Annotated in this window: 20 protein-coding genes; 5 read left to right on the plus strand and 15 right to left on the minus strand. The window is 70.3% G+C overall.

The features are described from left to right. Positions 1-14: 14 nt before the first annotated feature. Together RMN86_RS00485 and RMN86_RS00490 are read left to right on the plus strand one after the other, a co-directional pair. Entirely contained in the window at positions 15-581 is a 567-nt protein-coding gene (locus tag RMN86_RS00485; protein ID WP_309603859.1) for an NAD(P)H-dependent oxidoreductase, read from the plus strand. Positions 582-606: 25 nt separating this feature from the next. Beyond that, positions 607-1,410: a class III extradiol ring-cleavage dioxygenase gene (locus RMN86_RS00490; protein WP_309603860.1), complete on the plus strand. Its 804-nt coding sequence runs from the start codon at positions 607-609 to the stop codon at positions 1,408-1,410. Here RMN86_RS00490 and RMN86_RS00495 read toward each other — a convergent pair. Next, positions 1,383-2,189: an RNA methyltransferase gene (locus RMN86_RS00495; protein ID WP_309603861.1), complete on the minus strand. Its 807-nt coding sequence runs from the start codon at positions 2,187-2,189 to the stop codon at positions 1,383-1,385. The two genes, RMN86_RS00490 and RMN86_RS00495, sit on opposite strands and share 28 nt — an antisense overlap. A gap of 126 nt (positions 2,190-2,315) precedes the next feature. On the opposite strand from RMN86_RS00495, the gene RMN86_RS00500 reads away from it, so the two are divergent. Then, positions 2,316-3,572 carry a cytochrome P450 gene (locus RMN86_RS00500; RefSeq protein ID WP_309603862.1) on the plus strand — a complete coding sequence of 419 codons (1,257 nt, stop codon included), beginning with the start codon at positions 2,316-2,318 and terminating at the stop codon, positions 3,570-3,572. 21 nt (positions 3,573-3,593) lie between these two features. On the opposite strand, the gene RMN86_RS00505 is transcribed toward RMN86_RS00500, so the two are convergent. The 6 genes from RMN86_RS00505 to ppc form a co-directional block, all read right to left on the minus strand. Further along, a complete protein-coding gene (locus RMN86_RS00505) occupies positions 3,594-4,409 on the minus strand; it encodes an acyl-CoA thioesterase domain-containing protein (RefSeq protein WP_309603863.1) in 816 nt (271 codons plus the stop codon). A gap of 110 nt (positions 4,410-4,519) precedes the next feature. Then, complete coding sequence (locus tag RMN86_RS00510; protein WP_309603864.1) at positions 4,520-5,071, minus strand: glycine zipper 2TM domain-containing protein; 552 nt, start codon at positions 5,069-5,071, stop codon at positions 4,520-4,522. Positions 5,072-5,201: 130 nt separating this feature from the next. Further along, positions 5,202-6,302: a pyridoxal phosphate-dependent aminotransferase gene (locus tag RMN86_RS00515; protein WP_309603865.1), complete on the minus strand. Its 1,101-nt coding sequence runs from the start codon at positions 6,300-6,302 to the stop codon at positions 5,202-5,204. Positions 6,303-6,338: 36 nt separating this feature from the next. Further along, entirely contained in the window at positions 6,339-7,109 is a 771-nt protein-coding gene (locus RMN86_RS00520; RefSeq protein ID WP_309603866.1) for an SDR family oxidoreductase, read from the minus strand. Between the two features lie 18 nt (positions 7,110-7,127). Beyond that, a complete protein-coding gene (locus RMN86_RS00525) occupies positions 7,128-8,531 on the minus strand; it encodes an AMP-binding protein (RefSeq protein ID WP_309603867.1) in 1,404 nt (467 codons plus the stop codon). After that, positions 8,528-11,236: a phosphoenolpyruvate carboxylase gene (ppc, locus tag RMN86_RS00530; RefSeq protein WP_309603868.1), complete on the minus strand. Its 2,709-nt coding sequence runs from the start codon at positions 11,234-11,236 to the stop codon at positions 8,528-8,530. The genes RMN86_RS00525 and ppc overlap by 4 nt, the downstream gene beginning before the upstream one ends. Positions 11,237-11,340: 104 nt before the next feature. Here ppc and RMN86_RS00535 point away from each other — a divergent pair, with 104 nt between their 5' ends. Beyond that, on the plus strand, positions 11,341-12,615 hold the full coding sequence (locus RMN86_RS00535) for an amidase (RefSeq protein WP_309603869.1): 1,275 nt from the start codon (positions 11,341-11,343) through the stop codon (positions 12,613-12,615). On the opposite strand, the gene RMN86_RS00540 is transcribed toward RMN86_RS00535, so the two are convergent. Together RMN86_RS00540 and RMN86_RS00545 are read right to left on the minus strand one after the other, a co-directional pair. Further along, a complete protein-coding gene (locus RMN86_RS00540; RefSeq protein ID WP_309603870.1) occupies positions 12,612-15,128 on the minus strand; it encodes an FtsX-like permease family protein in 2,517 nt (838 codons plus the stop codon). The genes RMN86_RS00535 and RMN86_RS00540 overlap by 4 nt on opposite strands. Beyond that, complete coding sequence (locus tag RMN86_RS00545; RefSeq protein ID WP_309603871.1) at positions 15,125-15,808, minus strand: ATP-binding cassette domain-containing protein; 684 nt, start codon at positions 15,806-15,808, stop codon at positions 15,125-15,127. Before RMN86_RS00545 ends, RMN86_RS00540 begins: the two co-directional genes overlap by 4 nt. A 53-nt stretch (positions 15,809-15,861) precedes the next feature. Here RMN86_RS00545 and RMN86_RS00550 point away from each other — a divergent pair, with 53 nt between their 5' ends. After that, positions 15,862-16,506, plus strand: a complete 645-nt coding sequence (locus tag RMN86_RS00550; protein ID WP_309603872.1) for an arylesterase — start codon at positions 15,862-15,864, stop codon at positions 16,504-16,506. On the opposite strand, the gene RMN86_RS00555 is transcribed toward RMN86_RS00550, so the two are convergent. The 6 genes from RMN86_RS00555 to RMN86_RS00580 all read right to left on the minus strand — a co-directional run. After that, positions 16,503-19,577, minus strand: coding sequence for an efflux RND transporter permease subunit (locus tag RMN86_RS00555; protein ID WP_309603873.1), 3,075 nt, complete (start codon positions 19,575-19,577; stop codon positions 16,503-16,505). The genes RMN86_RS00550 and RMN86_RS00555 overlap by 4 nt on opposite strands. Continuing rightward, positions 19,574-20,629, minus strand: a complete 1,056-nt coding sequence (locus RMN86_RS00560) for an efflux RND transporter periplasmic adaptor subunit (RefSeq protein WP_309603874.1) — start codon at positions 20,627-20,629, stop codon at positions 19,574-19,576. Before RMN86_RS00560 ends, RMN86_RS00555 begins: the two co-directional genes overlap by 4 nt. Next, the gene (locus RMN86_RS00565) at positions 20,626-21,960 is read right to left on the minus strand and encodes a TolC family protein (RefSeq protein ID WP_309603875.1); all 1,335 of its coding nucleotides are present in this window, start codon (positions 21,958-21,960) and stop codon (positions 20,626-20,628) included. The genes RMN86_RS00560 and RMN86_RS00565 overlap by 4 nt, the downstream gene beginning before the upstream one ends. A gap of 92 nt (positions 21,961-22,052) precedes the next feature. Further along, complete coding sequence (locus RMN86_RS00570) at positions 22,053-23,069, minus strand: YncE family protein (protein WP_309603876.1); 1,017 nt, start codon at positions 23,067-23,069, stop codon at positions 22,053-22,055. A gap of 96 nt (positions 23,070-23,165) precedes the next feature. Then, positions 23,166-24,491, minus strand: a complete 1,326-nt coding sequence (locus tag RMN86_RS00575; protein ID WP_309603877.1) for an ATP-binding protein — start codon at positions 24,489-24,491, stop codon at positions 23,166-23,168. Position 24,492: 1 nt separating this feature from the next. Further along, the coding region (locus tag RMN86_RS00580) for a response regulator transcription factor (RefSeq protein WP_309603878.1) at positions 24,493-24,909 on the minus strand (417 nt) is incomplete at its 5' end.

A 24,909-nucleotide genomic window follows, 5' to 3' on the forward strand; every position in this document is an offset into this window, starting at 1 on the left:
TAGAGGACCACCCGATGACCCAACCCCGCAGCGTCGCCGTCATTGTCGGCAGCCTCCGCAAGGACTCTGTGAGCCGCAAGCTCGCGCACGCGTTCGAAAAACTGACGCCAGACCTGACGTTCAGCGAGGTCGAGATCGGTGGCCTGCAGCTGTTCAACCAGGACCTGGAGGCCACGCCCACCGCCGAATGGGTGGCGTTCCGCGCGAAGATCGCGGCGGCCGACGCGGTGCTGTTCGTCACCCCGGAATACAACCGCTCCGTCCCCGCCGCACTTAAGAACGCCATCGACGTGGGCTCGCGGCCCTATGGCTCCAGCGTCTGGAATGGCAAGCCCGGCGCTGTGGTCAGCGTCTCGCCGGGCGGCGTCGGCGGCTTCGGCGCCAACCATCACCTGCGCCAGTCGCTGGTATTCCTGAACGTGCCCGTGCTCACCAGCGAGGCCTATGTCGGCAACGCGTTTTCGCTGTTCAACGAGGCGGGCGAACTTGCCAATGATGGGACCGCCGCGTTCCTGACCACCTATGGCAAGGCGTTCAGCGCCTGGATCGAGACGATACTGGCCGGCAAGGCCGCGGCCTGATCCTGACCCCAAGACCGAGGTTCGCATGACCCTTCCCACCCTCTACATCCCGCACGGCGCCGGGCCCTGTTTCTTCATGGACTGGACGCGCGGCCCCGCCGACACCTGGGACGCGACGGCGGCCTGGCTCAAGGGCCTGATCGCCGACCTGCCGGAGCGGCCCAAGGCGATCCTGATAATCTCCGGCCACTGGGAAGCGCCGGTTTTCACGGTGGGCTCGGCGCCGGCGCCGCCGATGCTGTTCGATTATAATGGCTTTCCCGAGCACACCTACCGGCTGGCCTTCAACGCGCCGGGCTCGCCGGCCCTGGCGGCGCGGGTCCAGGCGCTGTTGCGCGGCGCAGGCTTCCCAACGGCGCAGGACGCCACGCGAGGCTATGACCACGGGGTCTTCGTGCCGCTGCTGCTGGCGACCCCGGACGCCGATATACCCGTGGTGCAGCTGTCGTTGCGCGCCGACCTCGATCCCGCAGCGCACCTGGCCGCCGGCAGCGCCCTGGCGCCGCTGCGCGACGAGGGTGTGCTGATCGTCGGCTCGGGGATGAGCTGGCACAACATGGGCGGCTTCTCGCCGGCCTTCACCGCCAGGTCGCAGGCGTTCGACGCCTGGCTGGGCGAGGCCATGGCCGATCCGGCCGGCCGGGACGAGGCCATCCGCCACTGGGACCGTGGGCCCTACGCCCGCGACGCCCATCCTCGGGAGGAGCACCTGGCGCCGCTGTTCGTGGCCGCCGGCGCGGCGCGCGGCGAGCCGGGACGGCTCAGCTTTCGCGACACGGTCATGGACGTGACGATCTCCGGCTACGCCTTCGGCGCGGACGCCAGGTGATGCAGCACGATGCCGCTGGCGGTGGCGACGTTGAGGGAATCGAAGTCGCCGGACATCGGTATGCGCACGGTCTGCGCCAGGGCCAGGATCTGCGGCGACAACCCCGGACCCTCGGCGCCGAACAGGATCGCCGTGCGCGCGGCGGGCGCCACGTCGCGCAGGTCGACCTCGCCGCGCGGTGACAGGGCGACCAGGGAAAAACCCGCCGCTTTCAGCGCCGCCGCCATCGCCGCCGCCGGCCCGCCCCGGGCGAAGGGCGTAGTCAGAGCCGCGCCCACCGAGACCCGGATCGCCTTGCGATAGAGCGGATCGCAGCAGCCGTCATCGAGCAGCACGGCGTCGGCGCCGAAGGCCGCGGCGTTGCGGAACAGGCCGCCCATGTTGTCGTGATTGGCGATGCCCACCAGGAAAACCACCAGGGCCCTGGCCGGAAGCGCCCGCAGCACCTGCGCGAACCCCATCTCCGCGCGGGTCCCGGCCGCCAGCAGCCCGCGATGGATGGGAAAGCCCGCCACGGCGTCCATCACGCCCTGCCCCGCGGCGTAAATCGGAAGCTGCGCGGGCAGGCCCACGAACAGCGACGCCAGGGCGTCCACCCGCTTGTCGGCCACCAGCACCGATCTCAAGGGGTGGCGGCCCGCCTGGATCAGTTTCTCTAGCACCACCTGTCCCTCGGCGATGAACCCCTTGCCGCGGCCCACCAGATCGCGCTCGCGCACCGCGCGGTAGTCCGCCAGTCGGGGATCGTCGGGGTCGTCGATGCGGATCAGCTCGGGCACACCGCGCTTGTCTCACGCCACACCGGCGGCCTCCAGCGCCCGGGAGCGTTTCCCGAGAAGTTGACGCAGGCGTCACTTTGCGATCTATGCAATGCTAAAATCGGGTCGAAATCGGGAGGACGCATCATGGCGGACGGCAATCTGGCAAACCTCGCACAGGCTCGCGAGGACGCCTACGCAACCCCCCTGGCGAAGCTCAACCCGGCCCAGCCGGCCCTGTTCCAGGCCGACACCATGTGGCCGATCTTCGAGCGCCTGCGCGCCGAAGACCCCGTGCACTATACCGAGGAGCACGAGTTCGGACCCTATTGGTCGATCACGAAATACAACGATATCATGTCGATAGACACCAATCATCAGGTGTTCTCGTCAGAAGGCGGCATCACCATCGCCGAACAGACGGAGGGCGCCGGGCCGCTGCCGATGTTCATCGCCATGGACCCGCCCAAGCACGACGTGCAGCGCAAGGTGGTCAGTCCCGCGGTCTCGCCGATGAACCTGCAGGTGATGGAGCCGCTGATCCGCGAGCGCGCCGCCTCGATCCTCGACGCCCTGCCGATCGGCGAGGAGTTCGACTGGGTCGACAAGGTCTCCAAGGAACTCACCGGCATGACGCTGGCGACCCTGTTCGGCATGCCGCAGGAGGATCGCCGCAAGCTGATCTACTGGTCCGACGTGGTCACCGCCGCCCCGGGTCAGGGCCTGGTGGATACCATCGAGCAGAAGATGGAAATCTTCGTCGAGTACCACGCCTATTTCACGCAACTGTGGAACCAGCGGGTCAATGCGCCGCCGACGGGCGACCTGGTGTCGATGCTGGCGCATGGCGAGGCGACGCGGACCATGGAGCCGCGTGAGTATTTCGGCAACATCGTGCTCCTGACCGTCGGCGGCAACGACACCACCCGCAACACCATCTCCGGCTCGATCCTGGCGCTCAACCAGAACCCGGACCAGTACGCCAAGCTGCGCGCCAATCCCGATCTCATCCCTTCGATGGTCTCCGAGACAATCCGCTGGCAAACCCCGCTGGCCCACATGCGCCGCCGCGCGTTGCGCGACTTCGAGTTCCAGGGCAAGACCATCCGTAAGGGCGACAAGGTCATCATGTGGTACGTCTCGGGCAACCGCGACGAAGAGGTGATCGACAATCCGAACGCCTACATCATCGACCGCGAGCGGCCCCGCACGCACATCTCTTTCGGCTTCGGCATCCATCGCTGCGTCGGCAACCGGCTGGCCGAACTGCAGCTGAAGGTGATCTGGGAAGAGATCCTCAAGCGCTTCCCGCTGATCCAGGTCGTCGGCGAACCCAAGCGCGTCTATTCTAGCTTCGTGAAGGGCTACGAGACCCTGCCCGTGATCATCCCCGCGCGGACCTGAGCCAGGGGCTCGAAAAGACCGCTACCGATCCTCCGGCCGCTCGCGCACGCGGACGATCAGCGACTGGCTGGCCGTGGCCATCAATTCCCCATCCTGGGCGAACATATACATCGCGCCGTGCCCGAACCCGCCATGGACGCCCATGATGCGGATGTCGCAGAGCACCCACTCCGTCGGCACGATCCGGCGGATGCGCAGGGTGTTGTCCAGGCTATTGCCGCCGGCGTTCTGACCCAGGGCGTTGCCGATCCCCGACGGCACATGGTCGGCCATGATCGCCAGCATCGGGGCGTCGACGGCGAACCGCTCGCGCGGCCGGATCCACAACAGGGACCGGCCGTCTTCCTCAGGGTTGCCCACCCGGTCGCCGCCGTAGTGACCCTTGGCGACGCGCACCTCGATGCGGCTGTGCAGGCCCGTCGCGCCGCGCCAGTGGTCGCCCGGTTCGCAGTCCTCCGGCGGCGGGGCGTCGGGCATGGCCAGCCATTGGCGGGACAGATCGCTGGGCCGTGCGCCGAGCGCGGCGTTGACGGTGAAAATTTCCGTGTCGCCCACATGGCCGACCACCCGCGCCTGGCTGTTGTATTTGCCGGCGGCCGGGACACGCACATCCAGATCGACGACACTGGGCGGCCGGGCATAGGAAAGATACTGGGCCGTCGCCCAGATCAGCGGCCGGCCGGTGGTGCGTTCCATCGCCGCGATGGCCGACGCCAGGCCGACGCCGCCGAACATGAACATGTTGTCCGGCGGCCCGACGCAGACCCCGGGGCTCAGCGGCATGAACCAGCGGTGCGGATTGTGCGTCGCGCGCAGGTCGAAGAAGAGGTTGTCCATGCCGCCTTCTTGAGCCTGCCTGACGGCGGTCCGCAAGACCCGCAAAGACGGCTGCGGCCGCACCCTGGCTGGGATGCGGCCGCCGCTCAGATCGGACAGACAATCAGGTGTCAGTCGTCGCCGTCCCGGGTGTTGTCGCGATGATCGTCGTGGCCGTGATGGTCGTCGTGGCCGTGATGATCGTCGCCATGGTCGCGGTAGCCGCCGTAGCCGTTGTCGCCGTAGTAATCGCCATAGCCGCCCCGATAGGCGCCGTAGCTCGGCTGGACATAGACGTAGCTCGGCTGGGCGTAGCCGTAGGCGGGCTGCGCGTAGCCATAGCCGTAGTCGGGTTGGCTGTAATAGCCGCTGCTGTAGGCCGGGGCGGACGAATAGCGGCTGCTGTGACCGCGATCGCCGCAGGACCCGCGGGCGACACTGTTGCCGATCAGCGCCCCGGCGACGCCGCCGATGGCCGCGCCGCCAGCCCGGCCGCCGTGGTGGGCGGCGAGATTGGAGCCCAGGATGGCGCCGGCTATGCCGCCGATGACGGTCCCGGCCGTGCCATCGCTGCGGCAGCCGGAGTCACGGGCGTGGCCATACGACTGCGCCAAGGTGGGGGTCGCGACACCGGCGGCCGCCAAGGCGGCGATCACGGCGCCAGAAATAGCGGCGACTTTCATGTCTTTCTCCAATCCTCTGTTGCGACTGGCATCCCTCGGGAGACCCGTCTTGAACTGGAGTAGATACCTAAGCAACTGAATGGCGCCTGGGAGCGGAGTTATCTGCCGTTCATCGCCGCCTCGCCGGGTGTCAGCCGCGCAGGGCGGCGGAAATCGCGGCCAACCCCCCCTCGAGCTCCTCAGCGGTGGGCCAGCCATAGCCCACCCGAAAGTGAGTGTCGGGCATCTCGAACCAGTGGCCTGGCCCGACATAGGCGCCGTGATCTTCCAGCAGGCGGCGATAGAAGGCTTCGGTTCCGCCCGGCGGCTCGGCGACCATGCGGGGGAAACAGACCACCCCGCCTGACGGCGCGACCCATTCCAGCCGGTCCTCTCCCGCCATCCAGGCGCTGACCTGGGCCAGCCGGCGGCGCATCTCGGTCAGGGTGGGACCCAGGATCTCGCGCCGGCGTTCGAGCACTTGCTCGGCGATCCATTCGTCGATGACGCTGCCGCAGATGTTGATCTGCTCGTGGGCCGCCAGGAACAGTTCCTGCAGCGCCGGGTCGCGGGTGATCAGCCAGCCGGCGCGGATCCCCGGCACGCCATAGGCCTTGGACAGCGAGGAGACCCCGATCACATGGGCGCCCAGCGCGGCCGCCAGCGGCAGCGGCGCAGCGAACGACAGGTCGCGATAGGTTTCGTCGACCAGCAGCCGGCAGCCATGGCGGGCGGTGAGATCGACCAGCGCCCGCAGCTCGGCCTCGCCCAGCATCACCCCGGTCGGATTGTGCGGGCAGGTGACGCTGACCAGCCGGGTCCGGGGCGTCAGCGCGGCGGCGACCCGGTCAAGGTTCAGGCGGAAACCGTCCTCGAACACCAGGTCGATGGGGGTCACCGCGCAGCCGATGGCGCGCGGCGTCTCCAGGTTGGTGGCGTAGTTCGGCCGGATCACCACCAGATGATCGTCCCGGCTCAGCAGGGCCGTGGCGACGATGAACAGCGCGCCTGCCGCCCCGGCGGTGACCAGCACGTCGGCCGCCGAGAGCCCCTCGCCTTGCGCCGCGATCAGCTCGCGCAGCCGTTCGCGGCCGCGATGCTCGCCATAGAGCAGCGGCATGTCGGGGAGGGTCAGGCCGAGATCGGAAAGCCGCCGGTCGGCGATCGAGCTTTCCGACAGGTTGAACCGGATGCGGGCGTAGCCGTACTCCTCCGGGCTCTCCACCTCGATGGGCATTCGGACATAGCGCAAGGGGGGCTCCTGGCTGCCGTGGGGAGGCGCTCGCGGCTAGTAGTTCACTCGCTGGGTAATGGCCCCGTCGACGATCATGTTGATGCCGGTGGTGAAGGTCGAGCGCGGGCTGGCCAGGAACACCGTGGCCGCGGCGATTTCCTCGGGCGTCGCCATCCGGCCGGTGGGGTTGCGCTTGATCATCTGGTCGAAGAAGCCCGGCATATTGGTCTTGACCTTGTCCCAGGCGCCCCCGTCGAAGAACACCGTGCCCGGCGAGACCACATTGCAGCGGATCCTGCCCGCCGCGTTCTGCCGCGCCACGCCCTTGGCGAAGTGGATCAGGGCCGCCTTCATGGCGCCATAGGCCGACGGGTTGTCCGAATTCACCGCCGAAACCGACGAGATGATGATGAAGGCCGCGTCGCCGCGCCTGGCCGCGGCGGCTTCCAGGTACGGCTTGGCCGCCTCCCACGTGCGAATCGCCCCCAGCATGTCGATGTCGAACATCGCCTGCCAGTCGGGCTCGGCATTGCCCTGCACCAGGGCGCTGGCGTTGGAGACCAGGACGTCGATGCCGCCCAGCTTTTCGCCGGCCTCGCGGATGAACGCCTGCAGCGCCGGGCCGTCGGCGATATCCACCACCGCGCCCCAGGCCGTGACGCCCCGACCCTCGAGCGCCTTGACCGTCTCGGCGATCTGCTCGGTGTTGCGCGCGCAGATGGCCACGTTGGCGCCCTCGTCGGCAAAGCATTCCGCGATGCTGCGGCCGATGCCGCGCGTGCCGCCGGTCACCACGGCGGTCTTGCCCTTCAGTTGCAGGTCCATGCGTGTCCCAATATGTCTTCAGCCGACCTTGAACAGGTCCGTGTAGCGCTCGCGTAGCAGGTTCTTTTGCACCTTGCCCATGGCGTTGCGCGGCAGGTCGTCGACGAAGACGATCCGCTTGGGCGCCTTGTAGGCCGCCAGCCGTTCGCGGCAGGCGGCGATCAGGGCCGCTTCATCACCCTGACCGATCACCACGGCCAGCACGCCCTCGCCGAAATCCCGGTGTGGCGCGCCGATCACCGCGCTCTCGGTGACGCCGGGCAGCGCATCCAGCACCAGTTCGACCTCCTTGGGATAGACGTTGTAGCCGCCTGTGATGATCAGGTCCTTCGCCCGGCCGCTGATCCAGACCCGGCCGTCGGGGTCCTGGCGGCCCACGTCGCCGGTGATGAAGAAGCCGTCGGCGGTGAACTCCTCGGCGGTCTTTTTTGGCATCCGCCAATAGGCGGAAAACACGCTGGGCCCGCGGATTTCGATGACGCCAGTGTCCCCGCCGCCACCGATCCGCAATTCGACGCCGGGCAGCGGATAGCCGACGCTGCCCGCGATCCGCTCGCCGTCGAGCGGGTTGGAGGTGATGATCACCGCCTCGCTCATCCCGTAGCGCTCCAGGATGCGCTGACCCGTCCGCTCCTCGAACTCGGCAAATGTGGAGTCCAGCAGGGGGGCGGATCCGCAGACGAACAGCCGCATGTGCGCCGCCCGCTCGCGGGTGAAGCCGGGATTGGCCAGCAGCCGCGTGTAGAAGGTCGGGACCCCCATCATCACGGTCGACTTCGCCAGACCCGCCAAAACCTGGGCGTCGTCGAACCTGGGCAGCCAGACCATCGCGGCGCCGCTGAGAAACGCGCAATGCAGGGCGACGAACAGGCCGTGGACGTGAAAGATCGGCAGGGCGTGGAGCAGTACATCGTCGGGCGTGAACCCCCAGATCTCGTGCAGGGCCACGGCGTTGGCGGCCAGGGCGCCATGGCTCAGCATCGCGCCCTTGGACCGCCCGGTAGTGCCGGAGGTGTAGATGATCGCGGCGAGATCGTCGGCGGCGCGGGCGACCGTCGAGCTGAGGGGCGCGGCGGACGCGGCTTCGGCGACGAACGCCTCGGCATCGGTGATGAACAGCGCGGGCTCGGCGTCTGCCGCGAAATAATCGACTTCGGCCGGCGTATAGGCGGCGTTGAGCGGGAGGAACACCGCGCCGACCTTCAGAGTCGCGAGGTAGATCGTCACCCCCGCGACGGACTTCTCGGCCTGCAGGGCGACCCGGTCGCCGGGCCGGACCTCCTTAGCGATCAGCTGGCCGGCGACCTGGCCGACACTGGCCTCAAGCGCGCCATAGGTGACCGCCGAGCCGTCGCCGAGCCGGAAGGCCGGACGGTTGCGATCAGGCGGGAACCCTGCCGCGAGGCGGTCGTAGAGGTTCATCCCGTGTTCCGCAGCCCCGCCGCCACGCCGTTGATGGTCAGGTGAATGCCCTCCCTCACCGCGTCGTCCGCGTCGCCGCGCCGACGGCGGCGGATCAGTTCGATCTGCAGGTGATTGAGCGGGTCGATATAGGGCATGCGCGAGCGGATCACGGCGGCGAGGTCGGGATTCTTGTCCAGCAGGGTGGTCTGGCCGGTGATCGCCAGCAAGGCCTGGGTGGTCCGCTCCCATTCGGCGCGGATCTGGCCGAACACGGCGTCGGCCAGGGCGCGGTCCTCGACCAGCGCCGCATAGCGTGCGGCGATGGCCATGTCGGTCTTGGCCAGCACCATCTCCATATTGGCCAGCGCCGAGGAAAAGAACGGCCAGCTGTCATGCAGGTCGGCAAGCGCCGGCAGGGGCACGCCCGCATCGCGCACCGCCGAGCCGAAGCCATACCAGCCCGGCAGCATGGCCCGGCTCTGCGCCCAGGAAAACACCCACGGAATGGCCCGCAGGCCCGCGATGCTGCGGGTCGCTTGCCGCGAGGTCGGGCGGCTGCCGATGTTGAGGTCGGCGATCTCGCTGATCGGGGTGGCGGCATAGAAGTAATCGACGAAGCCCGGCGTCTCGTGAACCAGCGCGCGATAGGCGGCCATCGAACCCCGCGACAGCGCCCCCATCGTCCTGGCCTGCGCTGCCGACAGGTCGGCCTCCGCGGACTTGCGCAGCGAGGCCAGCACCACGCCCGCGGTCAGCGTCTCCAGGCTTTGGCGCGCCAGCTCCGGGTCGGCGTATTTGTTGGCCACCACCTCGCCCTGTTCGGTGATGCGGATGCGGCCGTTCACCGTACCCGCCGGCTGGGCGAGGATCGCCTCGAAGCTCGACCCGCCGCCCCGGCCCACGGCCCCGCCCCGGCCGTGGAACAGCTGCAGCCGCAGCCCCTCGTCGCGGGCGACGCGGCCCAACGCGCGCGAGGTCTGATAGAGTTCCCAGGTCGAGGTCAGGTAGCTGCCGTCCTTGTTGCTATCCGAATAGCCGATCATCACCTCCTGCAGGCCGATCGGCTCGACGAGCTGGCGGATCAGCGGTAGCGAGAGATAGGTCTTCAGGGTTTCCGGCGCGGCGCGCAGGTCGTCGATGGTCTCGAACAGCGGTTCGGCGAACACCTGGGCCCTCGGGGCGGTGCGCGGCGGGTCGCCCGGCGTGAACAGGCCCACCTCCTTCAGCAGCAGATAGACCTCCAGCAGGTCGGAGACCGAGGTGGTGTTCGAGACGATGTAAGCCCGGATCGAGTCGCGGCCGTAGAGCCGCTTGACCTCGGCCGCGGCGGTCAGCACGGCGATCTCGCGCCGGGTCTCCTCTGAGTAGTCGGCGAAGGGCGAGTGCAGCGGCCGGCCGTGGCTGAGTTCGCCGATCAGCAGCGCGCGGCGCGCCGCCTCGTCCAGCGCCTCGTAGTCCGCGGCCACGCCGGCGACCTTCAGGAGCTCGGCGACGGTCCGGGCGTGGACGGATGAGTTCTGCCGCAGGTCCAGCCGGGCCAGGTGGAAGCCGAAGGTGTCCACCGCCCGGATCAGGTCCGGCAACGGCCCCTCCGCGAAGGCCGCGCCATGCATTTCGACCAGGCTGGCCAGCACCGTGGTCAGGTCGGCCTTGAGCTCGTCGGGGGTGTCGTAGGCCGTGGCGACGGCGGCGGGGCTGCGCGGTGGCGGTTCGCCGATGAGGCGCAGATAGGTCGCGGCCAGGCGGGCGTAGATGCCGGTCAGCGCCTGGCGATAGGGCTCGTCGGCGCGGTGCGGCGAGGCGTCGTGGGCGGCGTCGGCCAGGGCCTGCAAGGCCGGGGTGACGGCGGCCAGCCGGGCCGACATCGAAAGCTCTGCGCCCAGGGCGTGGATGTCCTCAAGGTAGAGCCGCAGCGCCGCCTGCGACTGCCGCGCCATGGCCTGGCGCAGGACATCGGCGGTGACAAAGGGGTTGCCGTCGCGGTCGCCGCCGACCCAGGAGCCCACCCGCAGGAAGCTGGTCAGGTCCGCCGGATTGCCCAGCACCTGCTGCCAGTGCGCATAGAGCCTGGGCAGCTCCGGCAGGAAGCTGCGCTCGAAATAGGAGACCGCGTTCTCGATCTCGTCGCCGACCCCCGGCTTGACTGAGCGCAACAGGCGGGTGCGCCAGAAGATCGACACCTGACGGACCAGCTCGCGCTCGATCACCGCGCGGTCGTCCTGGCTCGCGGCAAGGTCGAAGGCGTCGAGGTCGTCGGCGATGGCCCCCACGCGGTCGAGCACGCTCTTGCGGCGCACCTCGCTGGGATGGGCGGTGATCACCGGGGCGATCAGGGCGTGGCGCAGCAGGTCGACCACCACGTCCAGGCCCGTGCCTTGCGCCTCCAGCGCGCGGATCGCCCCGGCCAGCGTGTCGGGCCGGCTGTCGCCGCCGCGCCCGCGCCGCCGCTGGATCTGGTCCTCGGCGATATTGGTGATCTGCAGGAAACAGGCGAAGGAATGGGCGAAGCGCACGGTGTCGGTCAGGCTTAGCGCGCCCAGCCGCTCGGCCATCAGCCCGGCGGCCTTGGTGGTTCCCTCGCGGTGAAACGCCACCGAAGCCTGGCGGATGTCCTCGATCTGGCTGAACACCGCCTCGCCGTCCTCGGTGCGGATCACGTCGCCAAGCACCCGGCCGAGGAACCGGACTGTGGTTCGAAGCGGATCGGGCGCGGCGGAGGCCATGATCAGGAAAAGCCACAGCCCGGCGCGCGCGTCATCTGGTTTCCGGGCGCACAACCGGCAATAGTCCGCCGGCGCGCGATGTGACGCCCGCCAAAGGACGCCCGATGTCGCCCGAAGAGGCCCTGACGCGCATCCATCGCTACGACGGCCGGCTGAAAGCCTTCGTGCGCCTGTTCGAGCCGGCGCTCGGCGACGGCGACGGCCCGACCTTCGCCATCAAGGATCTGTTCGACGTCGCCGGCGCACCCACCGGCGGCGGCGCCCGGGTTCCCCTGGCGGCGCATCCGGGGTCCCATGCGGCGGTCGTGCAGCGGCTGCTGGACGCCGGCTGGCGGGCGGTAGGCAAGACCCACACGGTGGAGCTGGCCTACGGCGGCTGGGGGACCAACCGGGCGGTCGGCGCGCCGTGGAACCCCTGGGACGCCAAGACCCATCGCGCCCCGGGCGGATCGTCGTCAGGCTCGGCGGTCGCCGTGGCGGCCGGGCTCTGCGACGCGGCCCTGGGCAGCGACACCGGCGGCTCGGTGCGCATCCCGGCGGCGGTCTGCGGCGTGGTCGGGCTGAAACCCGGGCGCGGACTGGTCAGTCTCGTCGGCGTCCATCCGCTCAGTCCGCCGCTGGACACGGTCGGCGCGCTGGCCCGGGACGTGGCGACCGCGGCGCGGATGCTGGGCGTAATCTCCGGCCCGGATGGCGCGGAGGCGGTGCGCGCGGCCTTCGACGCCGAGGCGGCCCTGGGCCTGGATGTGGCCGGCCGAAGGCTGGCCGCGATCCCGCTGGAGCACCTGGGCGAGGTCGATCGCGAGGTCGGCCGGCTCTATCTCGCGGCCCTGGACCGGCTGCGCAAGACCGGCGTCACCGTACAGATGGTCCGGCCGCACCGGGCGCTGGAGGACAGCTTCGCCACCAACGGCCTGCTGATGGCCGCCGAGGGCTGGCGGATCTGGCGGACGCGGATCGAGACGTATGGCGCGGTCATGGACCCCTGGATCGTCAAACGCTTCGAGGCCGGCCGCGAGGTCTCCGACGAACAGCTGGCCCAGGCCCACGCCCGGCGCGCCGAGGATCAGCAGCAGTTCCACGCCTGGCTGGCCGGCTATGACGGACTGGTCACCCCCACCTGCCCGATCCCCAGCCCGCCGCTGGACCAGATCGACGAGACCACGTCTCCGCTCAGCCGCCTGACGCGCGCGGCCAACTACCTCGACCTGCCGGGCATCACCGTGCCCTGCGGCCTGACCCAGGGCGGCCTGCCCGCGGCCTTGCAGATCCTGGGCCGGCCCCGCGACGAAGCCATGGTGGTGGCGCTGGGCGCGGCCTTCGAGACGGTGTCCGGCTGGAACGGCCGCATGCCGGACCTCAGCGGGTTCGAGGGTTAGTCCGCCCTCAGCGCCGGGGCCGGGCGTTTGGACAGCGCCTGGAACGCGGCCAGCAGCCCGCCGACGCCGGAGACCAGGGCCGCGGCCGCCAGCAGGGCCGCGACGCCGGCCCAGTCCAGGCTCCACTGGGCCTTGAACACCTTGACCACCACCGGCCAGGCCGCCGCGTAGCCGAGCGCCACGCCCGCCGCCCCGGCGATCAAGCCCACCACGCCATATTCCAGCACATAGGCGGCAAGGATCTGCGCCCGCGAGGCGCCCAGCACCTTGAGGATCGCCGCTTCCCGGGTCCGCGCCCGGGCGCGCGCCGCAATGGCCCCGGTCAGCACCAGCAGGCCGGCGAGCGCGGCCACGGCCGCGGCGCCGCGCACCGCCAGGGCCAGGCGGTCGAAGAGGTCGGTGGCGGCCTCCAGCTGTTCGCGCACGGAGATCACATTGACCTGCGGAAAGGCCGGGCCGAGCGCCTGGATCACCGCGGCTTCCTGAGCCTTCGACGCCTTGGCGATGGCCACCTGACGCAGGTCCGCGCCGGCGAAGGCCGAGGGGGTCAGCACGAGGGGGAAGCTCGCGCCGAAGCCACCGAAATCGACCTTGCGCAGCACCGCCACGCGGGCCTCGATGTCGCGGCCCAGCGCCGACAGGGTGACGGTGTCGCCGAGCTTGATCCTGGCGCCCTTGGCGGCCTTGACATCAAGCGCCAGCAGCGGCGGGCCGGCGTAGGCAGCGGGCCACCAGCGGCCCTCGACAATGCCCGCGCCGTCGGGTTCGGCGGCGATCGCCGACATGGAGATATCGCTGTCATAGGCCCACCGCTCGGCGCGAGGCAGTCGAGCGGGATCGACGGGCGCCCCGCGCACGCGGGTGATCCGGCCGGTGACGAACGGCTCGCGCAGGTAAGTCTTCGGCGTCAGCGGCTGGCCGAAGGCGCGCGCGACGGCGGCGTCGAACTCGGCGGTGCGCTCGCCAGGGATGTCGGTGAAAACCAGGGCCGGCGCGGTGCGCGGCGCCACCTCTGACACCTGGGCCAGCAGGCTCGACTGGATCAGCACCACCGCGGCCAGCAGCGCCACGCCAAGGCCGATGGCCGGCGAGGCGGTCCGCGCCGCCGAGTGCGGGCCGGCCAGGTTGGCCAGGCCGATGCGGAGCGGCCCTCTGGCTCCCGCCCTGGCGCGTCCGGCGAGGATCGCCGCGCCCCAGCCCAGCGCCCACAGGAGGCCGAAGGCCACCACCACGCCGGCGATCATGATCGCCGCCGCCAGCGGCGTCGGCGCGGTCGCCACCGCCAGGGCCGCGAGGCCCGCCGCCGCCAACACGGCGCCGACGATTTCCGGGCCCAGCTTCAGGGTTCCGGAAAGATCGCTGCGGAACAGGGAGGCCGGCGGCGTCGAGCGCGCGCGGCCGAGGGGCGCCAGGGAAAACGCCGCTGCCGAAAGCAGACCGAAGGCCGCCGCCTTGGCCAGGGGTCCGGGATAGACCGCGAACAGCGCCGGGATCGGCAGCTTGTCCTGCACCAGCGCGCCGAGGATCAGCGGCGCCATGGCCCCGATCCCCAGGCCGATGGCGACGCCGAGCCCGGCCAGCAGGCCGATCTGGATCAGATAGATGTCGCGCACCAGCGCGCCCTCCGCCCCCAGCGCCTTCAGCGTGGCGATGACCGGTTTGCGGACCTCCAGATAGGCGCTGACCGCGCCGAACACTCCCAGTCCGCCGGCCACCAGCGAGGCCAGGCCGATGAAGCCCAGGAAATACTCCAGCTGGTCGATCAGCCGGTGGATGCCGGGCGCGGCGTCCTCGCGGTCGCGGACCCGGACCCTGGGGTCGAGCACCCGCTTCAGGTCGGCCTTCGCCGCCTCCAGCGGGGTTCCGGGCGGCAGCGCCAGTCGCGCCGTCTCGCCGAACGGCAGGCCGGGCGCGAGAAACCCGCCCTGCTCCACCGCGGCGATATTGGTGATCACCCGGGGGCCGAGCGCAAAGCCGCGCGACAAGCGGTCCGGCTCGCCCATCAGCACGCCCCGGACGATCAAGGGCAGGTTGCCGGCGACGAAACGATCGCCGAGCTTCAGGCGCAGCCGATCGAGCAACGGCTGCTCGACCACCGCGCCGGCCACCCCGTCGCGGGTGGCGATCGCCGCCTGCAGCGAGGTCGCGCCTTGCAGAGTCACCTGCCCGGCCAGCGGATAGGCGGTGTTGACCCCGCGCATCTGGATCAGCCGCCGTTCGCCGTCGGGCGCCTGGGCCATGGCGATGGTGGCCACCGAGAACGACACCCGGCCCCGGGCCGCCAGGGCGTCGCGCTCAGGGCGGGTGAACTGCCGCTGACCGATGGAAAAGGCCAGATCGCCGCCGAGGATCTCGCTGGCCTGGCTGGCCAGGCCCCGCCGGAACGCCTCGGCGGTCGAACCGGCCGCGGCGATGGCCGCCACCCCCAGCGCCAGACAGGCCAGGAAGATGCGGAACCCCCGTACGCCCGCGCGCAGCTCACGACCGGCAAAGCGCAGGGAAAGCGGCGTCATGCGGCCTCGACAACGCGGCCGTCGCGCAGGCGCACCGCCCGGTCGGCGCGCGCGGCGAGCGTCTCGTCGTGGGTCACCAGCACCAGGGCGGCGCCCGTCTGCGCCACCAGGTCGAACATCAGGTCGGCGACATGGCCGGCGTTGGCGGCGTCGAGGTTGCCGGTGGGCTCGTCGGCGAACAGCAGGGCGGGCCGACAGGCCAGCGCCCGGGCCAGGGCCACCCGCTGCTGCTCGCCGCCGGACAGCTGATGCGGATAGTGCCGGCCCCGCGCGGCGAGCCCTACCCGGTCGAGCCAGACCCGGGCGGTCTCGGTGGCGCCTGGCGTGCGGGCGATCTCCAGCGGCGCGGCGACGTTTTCCTCGGCCGTCATATTGGGCAGCAGGTGGAAACCCTGAAAGACCAGCGACACCCGGCCCCGACGCAACCGCGCCCGGCCGTCCTCATCGAGGCCCGCCAGATCCTGGCCGAACAGAACGACCTTGCCGCCGGTCGGGCGCTCCAGCCCGGCCGCCACCGCGATCAGCGAGGACTTCCCACAACCCGACGGCCCGACCAGCGCCACACGCTCGCCGCTTCGCACCCGTACATCGAGCCCGCGAAGGATTTCCACCGGTCCCGCCGCCGACGGCAGGGTCAGCGAGATGGCCTCAAGGACCAGCGGATCGAAAGCTTCGGACAAACGGACGCCTCGGAGTTTGAACGGTTGCAGCAGCACCCTAGATAGGACGGCGCATGGCCGATACACGACCCCTCTCGATTTCGCGCCGCCTCCTCCTCGCGGGTGGCCTGCTGGCGCTGCCGGCCAGGGCGCTGGCGGCGCGCGGCCAGATCGTCACGATCCTCGGCGACTCGATCACCGCGGGCCTGGGCCTGCCCGCCGAGGCGGCCTTGCCGGCGCAGCTGCAGCTGGCGCTGGCGCGGCTGGGCGTGGCCAGCGTCGTGCGCGGCGCCGGCGTCTCCGGGGACACCAGCGGCGCCGGGGCGGCCCGCGTCGATTTCAGCGTCCAGCCCGGCACGGCGGTCGCGGTGGTGGCGCTGGGCGGCAACGACCTGCTGCAGGGCCTGGACCCGAAGACCACGCGGGCCAACCTCGAGCGCATCCTGGTGCGGCTGAAGCAGCGCCATATCGGCGTGGTGCTGGCCGGCCTGAAGGCGCCGCCGGAACTCGGCCGGGGCTACGCCCACGATTTCGACACGGTGTTCCCGAGCCTGGCCAGGGCCCACGGCGTGACCCTCTATCCCGACCTGCTGGCGGGCGTGGGGCGCAACCGCGCGCTGAACCAGGCCGACGCCATCCATCCCAACGCCCAAGGGGTGAAAATCATCGCCGGCCGGCTCGCGCCGGTGGTCGCCCGGGTGCTGGCGAAGCAGGTCTAGCTCGATGGGCCTTGCGCGGCTGCGGCCGGTGGTCGCCGCCGGGTCCCGCCCAGCAGCCGGTAGAGCGCCGGCATGGCCAGCAGCACCAGGGGCCCCTGGGCGATCAGGCCGGAGATGATGGCGATCGCCAATGGGCGCTCCATGGACGAGCCCCCGCCCAGCGCCAGCGCCAGAGGCGCCAGCGCCAGAATTGCGGCCAGCGTGGTCATGGCGATCGGCCGCAGCCGGTTGACGCCCGCCTCGACGAGCGCCCGCTCGGGTTCGACACCCTCTTCGATCAACGCCTCATATTCGGTGAAATAGAAGATCGCCACCTCGGTGGCGATGCCGAGGATCATCGTGGTGCCCATCAGCGCCATGATGTTCAGCTCGACCCCGGTAAGCCACAGGCCGATCGCCACCGCCGACGCCGCCGTCAAGGGCATCAGCAGGATGGTGAAAGCGGTTCGGAAACTCTCATAGATCACCAGCAGCAGAACGAAGAGCGCGGCCACGGCGGCGGCGAACACCAGGGCCATGCCGCGGAACGCCGCCTGCTGCTCGGCGAACAGGCCGCCCATCTCGAAGGTCACGCCGACCGGCAGGACACCCGCCTTGGCGACCGCGGTCTGAACGTCCTTGGCGGTCGAGCCGATGTCGCGGCCGGTGACGCGGGCGGTGACCGCGTCCATGCGGCGCATGTTTTCCCGCGCGATTTCGGCCTGGCCGTTGATCACTCGCAACGTGGCCACGCGCGAGACCGGGAACAGGTGCCCGTCGGCGGGGGATTTCAGCATCAGCCCGCCGACCTGGTCGATGCGGGCGCGGGAAGCCTCGGGCGTCCAGACGCGAACGTCAGCAAGGTTGGCTCCAGACTGGATCTGGGTCGCCACGTTGCCGCTCAACAGGCCGCTGAGCTGCCGGCTGACCTCGCGGGAATCGATGCCTTCGAGCTCGGCCAGCACGGGGTCGACATGGATATCCAGCCCGTCGCCGGCGATGACCACCCCCGTCTTGACCTCGGCGACGCCGCGCACCTTGCCGATGGCGTCAGCGACGACCACCGCCGTCTGCTGCAGCAGCGCCACGTTGTCCGAATAGAGCTTGACCTCGATGGGCTGCGGCACGGCGGTAAGGTCGCCGACCAGATCCTCCATCAACTGGGCGGTCTCGACGTGGAGGCCCGGCACCTGCGCCTGGACCTTGCCGCGTACCTCATCCATCACCTCCTCGATCGGCCGGCGCCCGGTGCGCTTGAGGCGAATGAAGAAGTCACCCTGGTTGGGCTCGGTCAGACCGCCGCCGAGCTGGCCGCCGGTACGCCGGGAATAGGTGTCCACGTCGGGCGTCGCGCGGATGATGGTTTCGACCTGGCCCATCAGGCGGTTGGTCTCGGTCAGGGACATGCCGGGGGGCGCGACATAGTCGAAGATGAACCCCCCCTCATCGATCTTCGGGATGAAGCCGGTGCCGACATTCATGAAGGCCAGCAGGCCCGTGGCCGCCAGCACGACGACCGCGCACAGCGCCAGGATCGGGCGGCCCACGCAAGCCTCCAGGGCCCGGCGATAGCGGCGCATGATCCGGCCGTTGGGGTCGAGCTCGGCAACATGGCCGCGCGTCTTCACCAGCTGTTCGACCATCACCGGCACCAGCCACCAGGCCACCAGGAAGGACACGGTCAGCGACACCGCCATGGTGATCGACAGCGCCTTGAAGAAGGCGCCGGTGACGCCCGTCAGGAAGGCCAGCGGCAGGAAGATGACGATCGTCGCCGACGAGGAGCCGACCAGCGGCCGAAGAAACTCCGAGACCGCCCGTTCGATGGTGGCGCGACCCTTGTCAGCCGTCGCCGCCAATCGCCGCTCGATGTGCTCGATCATCACGATGGCGTCGTCGATGATCAGGCCGATGGCCGCGGCCATGCCGCCGAGCGTCATGATGTTGAAGCTCTGGCCGACCAGCTTCAGGACCAGGGCGGTCCCGGCCAGCACCGCGGGCACGGCGATCACGGCGGCCAGGGTGACCTTCCAGTCCCGCAGGAACACCAGCAGCACCAGAGCCGCCAGCACCACGCCGATGATGATCGCGTTGCGCAGGGACGAGGCGGAGTCGAGGATCAGCTCGCTCTGATCGTACCAGGCCTTCACCTGCATGTCGGCGGGACCCTGGGCGCGCGCCTTCTGGAACGCGGCCTGCACCGCCTTGGCGATCTGCACCGTGTTTCCGCCGGGCTGCTGATAGACGTTGACCAGCACCGCGTCGCGCCCGTCAGCGGTCACCCGGATCCATTGCGGGGCCGGCGCGGCCTTGACCTGGGCGACGTCGCGGACGCGAACCGCTATTCCGTTGGTCGTCTTGACGACTACGCTCTCGATCTGGCGCGGATCGGTGAGGCGCGAGTCGGTGAGCACCAGCAGGAGCTTGCCCTGGTCCTCGATGCGGCCGGAGGCTGCGAGCACATTGGCGCCGGCGATCGCCGTGGCGACGTCGTCCAGGGTCAGGCCGTGGGACCACAGCTTCGCCGGATCGGTCTCGATCCGGTACTCCCCGGCCGCTCCGCCCTCCGACTTGACCTTCGCGACCCCGTCGATGGTCGAAAGAGTCGGAGCCAGCACGCGATCGGCGAAGCGGCGCAGTTCCACCGGCGTCGCCCGCTGGGAGGTCAGGCTGTAGGCGGCCACCGGGAAGGTGGTCGGATCCATCCGACGGACGTTGAACGTCACACCGGCCGGCAGCGCGGTCTGCGCGCGGCTGACCGCGGCCTCCACCCGCTGCAGGGCGAGGTCCATGTCCGAGCCCCAGGCGAAATTGATCGACATCTCGGCCGAGCCACGGCTGGTGGTCGATCGCAGGTTGCGGACGCCGGGGACCGCGCGCACCGCCTGCTCGACGGGCCGGGTGATGGTCACTTCCATCTGATCCGGCGGCCGGTCGCCGGCCTCGATGGCGATGGCGATGCGCGGAAAGAACACCGTCGGGAACAGGCTCACCGGCAGCAGGAAGGCCGAGGCGACGCCGGCGGCCACCAGCATCGACAGGAGCGTCAGCAGCGAGCGCCGACGCTGCGAGACAAGATGCGCGAGGCTCATTTGCCGCGGACCGTGACGGTCATGCCGTCCTGCAGTTCAAAGGCGCCTTCAACCGCGACCTGGGAGCCGGTGGGAAACTGGCCGATGATCTCGATGTCCTTGCCCTGGTCCAGGCCGACGCCAACAAAGGCGCGATGGGCCTTTCCGCCGGAAATCAGAAAGATGTGCGGTCCGGTCTCGTCGAACACCACGGAGTTGCGGGGCACGACCTTTCCGGCGTGTGTTCCGGTGACCACCTGTCCTTCCACCGCGGCGCCGATCGGCAGGCTGGCGCCGTTCAGCGGGACGATGGCGTCAAGCGTCTTGGTCAGTTGGTCGGCTGCTCTGCCGACCATGGCGATGCGCGAGACGACCGGTGGGCCGCCGAAAACCGGCTTCAGGGTGACGGCCTGACCGACGGCGAACTTTCCGGACGGTTCGAGGCCGAGCTTCACCATGGCCCGATCGGCGCGCGCCAGCACCACGAGGGGCGCGTCCTGGGCCACATGGTCGCCCGCCGCGGCCGACACCGCGGTGACCACGCCGGCCTTGGGCGCGTGGACCACCTGCAACGCGCGGCCGGACCCCTGCTGCTTCTGCGCGTCCAGCACCGCCTGGGAATCGGCGACGGTCTTCTTCGCCGCCGTCAACTGGTCCGAGGCCGCCAGCCGCTCGTCATAAAGTCGCTGCACGCGCGCAAGCTCCGTCCTGGCGAAGCCGACGGCGTCCGACGCCTGCCGGTAGGCTAGCTCGGCGCCCGGGGCGTTGGCGATCTCCATCAGGGCCTGGCCCGCGCTCACCGTCTGGCCCGAGCGCACCAGCACCAGGCTGACGATCGAGGCCTTGGGCGCGGCCACGGTGACGCTGCCGGCGGGGTCAGGCTGGACCACGCCGTAGACCGACACCAGGCTCTCCAACTGAAGGTTGCGGATCGGGGCCAAGGTGACCACCGCCGTCGGACTGACCTCGGGGCTTGCGTCCGCGCCCTTTCCCCCGCGCAGCATGAAGAGCGCGACGAGCCCCGCGAGAAGCACCACCGCGACCAGGATCATCAGCTGACGTTGACGGCTCATGGCGTTGCTCTCGACTCGGCGGGTGGCAGGAAGAGCGCCGTCTCGAGACTGATCTCGGCGAGACGCGCGGCGAGTTCCTTGTCGTCGAGGTCGGCGCGCCGCGACAGGGCGGTCTGGCTGAGGGTCAGATAGGTCTGGCTGTCGATGTCGCCGCGGTCGTAGGCGATGATCGCCGGGCGCACCAGGGCCTCCAAGCGCGGAACATCGGACGCCAGCAGGGTCGCGGCCCGAGCGGCGCCGGCCCGTTCGCGCTCGGCGTTCCTCACATCGGCGTCCGTCTGATCGAGCCTTGCCTGATACTCGGCCCGCAGCTGTTCGCGGGTAGCGTTCTCGACCTTCACCGCACCCCGGCCGCCATTGAAGATCGGCAGGGCGAAGGCGGCGCTGAGGCCCTGGGTGATGACCCCGGCCGTGTCCCGGGCGGTCGCCAACCCGACGCTGCTCAGAGGGAACTGCGCCAGGACCGCCTTGCGCACGTTGGCGTCCTGCGCCCCATAGGCCGACTTCAACGCCAGCAGGTCAGGCCGGCGTTCGGGCAGACTTGCCAGGGCCCGGTCGATGGCCGCGGCGTCATAGACCGTCGCGGGCGGCGCGGGAACCAGCGGCAGGATCACATCGGCGCGCAGACCCAGAAGCGCGTTGAGGTCGCGGCGAGCCTTCTGCGCGTCGTGCTCGGCGGTGAGGCGTTGGGTCTGGACGTCGAGCTTGACGGCGAGGTCGGCGGCGGCGATCTGCAAGGTGACATCGCGCTTGTCGAGGGCTCGGGTCGAGCGCGCCGAACGGTCGGCAGCCAGCGCCAGGACCTGCCGCAGAACCGCGGCGCGCCCCTCGGCCGCCATCGCGGTTTCCGCCAGCTGACGGGCCTGTTGGGCCACACTCCATTCCGACCACAGGAGGTTGAGATCCGTCGCCTTGGCCGTGAACCGGGCGGCGCGCAGGACGTAGGTGTGCGCCAGCAGCCCCGCCAGGTCGAAACTGGCGCCGAACGCGCGGGCGGTCTGCGTGTCGGGGCCGGCGATCGGCTTGTCCACCGAGGCGGTGATCTGGGGGTCGGGGAGCAGGCCCGCGGCGAAGACCTGGGCGTCGCCGACTTTGGCCGCCCGGCGCTTGGCGTCCAGGTCGGGGTTGTTGAGCACCGCAAGGACGGCGATCTCCAGCGGAGTCAGTCCGTCGAGGGCGTCAATCCGGATGGCCTTCAGCGGCGCAAGCCGCAGGCGTGCGGGATCGGCTGTGAGGCGCTGAGCCGAATCGCGCAGGTTGGGTCCATCGGCAAGCGGGCTGGGCCGATAGAGCGCACAGCCGCTCAGTCCCACCGCCGCGACGGTCAGCAATCCGAGGACGCCCCGCGCCGCGGATCGCGCCGGGCCTGCGTCGGCCGTTGGGCGCGGGGAAGCCTGTCGCATGGCGGAGCCTGAGCCCGACGTCACTTGCCGACGACGAGAATCTTAAAGCTGCCGGGCAGCATCGGCGGGCGTCCGCCCCCGGCGGGCCGGGAGCCATACTCGGCGGCGGGCAGATAGAGACGCCCGCTGCGCGGGTCCAGCGCGATGGTGCGGGCTCCAGCCTGGGTCGGCACGGTGTCGACGATGGCGGCCTTGCCCTTGCCGACCGCCACGACCGACAGGGTCCCCTCGCGCCCGGCCGGCACGAAGGCCAGGCGCGCCTTGGCGTCGAAGGCTACGCCGTCCGCGCCCTTGCCCGTCGCCAGAGTCGCCACGATCTTGCCGGTCGGCGCGGCCAGCACGACGGTCGACCCGTCGCAGGTGGCGATCAGTTGCTTGCCGTCGGCGTCATAGGCCAACCCCGTGGGTCCGTCACAGCCGGCCAGCGGATAGCGCGCCACCACCTTGCGCTGGGCGATGTCCAGCACGACGATCTCGTTCTTGTTTTCGACATTGACGAAGGCCCGGCCCGAGCCATCGACCGCGGCGGCCTCCAGGGCTCCGCCGACGGCGATCGATCCGACGGCCTTGTGCGCCTTGGGATCGATCAGCGTCACGTCGCCGGCCACGTGATCCATCACCAGGACAAGGCCGGAATGGGGATCGAACGTCGCGGCGTCGGGTCCGACACCGGTCTTGACGCGCGCCACTTCAGCGCCGGTCCTGGCGTCGATGAACACCGCCGAGGCCGACCCGCCATTGGTCACCATGATCTCCGCCCCGCCGTTGACCGGCAACGGATCGTGCAGCATCGGCCCGGGCGCCAGGCCCGGCGTCAGCGCCTTGGTGGCGATGTCCATCGCCAGCACCGACCCGCCGTGCGCCACCAGAACCCGGTTGCTGACGCTGTCGACCCGCACATAGTCCCAGCCGCCATCCGGACCCGAGATCCGATCAAGGACGCGATATCCGGAGCCCGCCGCCTGGGCCGCGCCGGAAAGCGCCAGACTGGCAAGGCCCAAGGCAGCGAAACGGGCGGCGACGCGAGGGGCGGACATACGGTGGGTCTCCCAGGTTTCCGGAGCTTCTAGCGGCGGGAGGCTGGCCGGCTGATGACAGCCAGATTGTCAAATCCCAATGTTTGCGGCGTCCCGTCAATCGAGTTTCGGAAACGTGACCCTGGCCTCCAGGCCCGGGGTCCGGCCGATCAGCCGCACCTCGGCGCCGTGCAGCTTGGCGACGGCGGCCACCAGCGCCAGGCCCAGGCCGCTGCCCGGCGTCGAGCGGCTGGCCTCCAGTCTGTAGAACCGGTCGAACAGGCGTTCGCGCTCAAGGTCGGGAACGCCCGGCCCGTTATCGATCACCGACAGCATCGAGGCGCCGTCCGCGCGCGCGGCGATCACCCGGACCGCGGCGCCGACGCCGGCGTGCCGCAGGGCGTTCTCCACCAGATTGACCAGCATCTGGGTCAGCAGTTCGGGGTCGCCGATCACCGGGACCGGGCCGGCGGCCTCGAGGCGAAGGGTCTGGTGGGCGTCCTCGGCCGAAGGCGCGAAGGCTTCGACCACTGTCGCGGCGATGGCGGCGAGGTCCCCGGGACGAAACGCGGCGCGCCGGGCGCCCCCCTCGATCTGGGCGATCCGCAGCAGGCCGGCGAAGGTGTCGAGGATCGAGTCGAGGTCGCCTAGCGCCCCCTCAAGGGCCTGGCCGCGTTCCGCCGGCGCCGCCAGGCCCGCCTCCAGCTTCTGTCGCAGGCGGGTCAGCGGCGTGCGCATGTCGTGGGCGATGTCACTCGACACCTGCTTCAGGCTCTCCATCAGCCCCGCGATCCGGTCCAGCATCCGGTTGAAGGTCAGGGCGAGGCGGTCGAGATCGTCATTGGCGCCGCGCACCGGCACGCGGCGGGCGAGATCGCCGTCAATGATCGCCTCCGCCGTGGTCGAAATCGCCGCCAGCCGCCGGTGAACGCCCCGACTGAGGGCATAGCCGCTCACGGCCCCCAGCACGATGACCCCCAAAAACGCCCCGATGAAGCCGCGCAGCAGGGCGCCGTCCAGCGCCTCGATGCGTTCCTCCTCGTCGCCGACCAGCAGGCGATTGCCGTCGGACAGCACCACCGTGAGCACGCGGATCGGTTCGCTCTCACGCCCGCGACCGCCGCGCCGCAGCACCGACCAGCCCGGCGGGCCCACGCTGGCGGCCAGCCGCCCCGCCAGGGGTTCGCCGGCCCGGCCCTGGACGCCGTAGTCGATGGCGCCGGGCGTGCGGTCGCGCTCGCGCACCGCCTCGACGACGCCCTTCAGACCCTCCGACCGGTATTCCTGGACCATCGCCGCGGACTCCGCCCGGATGCGGGCGTCGAACTCGTCCGACAGGGCTCGGCGGATGGTGAACAGGGTGATCGCCCCAAGGACCACCACCGCCAGCGCGAACACCGCGGTGTAGAGCGCCGCAAGGCGCAGGGCGGTCGAGCGGAACATCTCAGTCCGGCTCGCGCAGCACATAGCCCGCGCCGCGCACAGTATGGATCAGTTCGTGGGCGTGGCCGCGATCCACCTTGCCGCGCAGCCGGCTCATATGGGTCTCGACGATGTTGGTCTTGGGATCGAAGTGAAAGTCCCAGACGCTTTCCAGCAGCATGGTGCGGGTGACCACCCGGCCGGCGTGGCGCAGCAGATATTCCAGCAGCTGGAACTCGCGCGGCTGCAGCTCGATCCGACGCCCGCCGCGACTGACAGTCCGCTTGAGCAGATCGAGCTTCAGGTCGGCGACGCTGAGTTCGGTGCGAATGTCCTGGGTCGGCGGCCGTCGCGCCAGAGCATTCACCCGCGCCAGCAACTCGGCGAAGGCGAAGGGCTTGACCAGATAGTCGTCCGCCCCGGCCTCCAGGCCCTCGAC

Source organism: Phenylobacterium sp. (assembly GCF_031360265.1).
Lineage (GTDB): Bacteria > Pseudomonadota > Alphaproteobacteria > Caulobacterales > Caulobacteraceae > Phenylobacterium.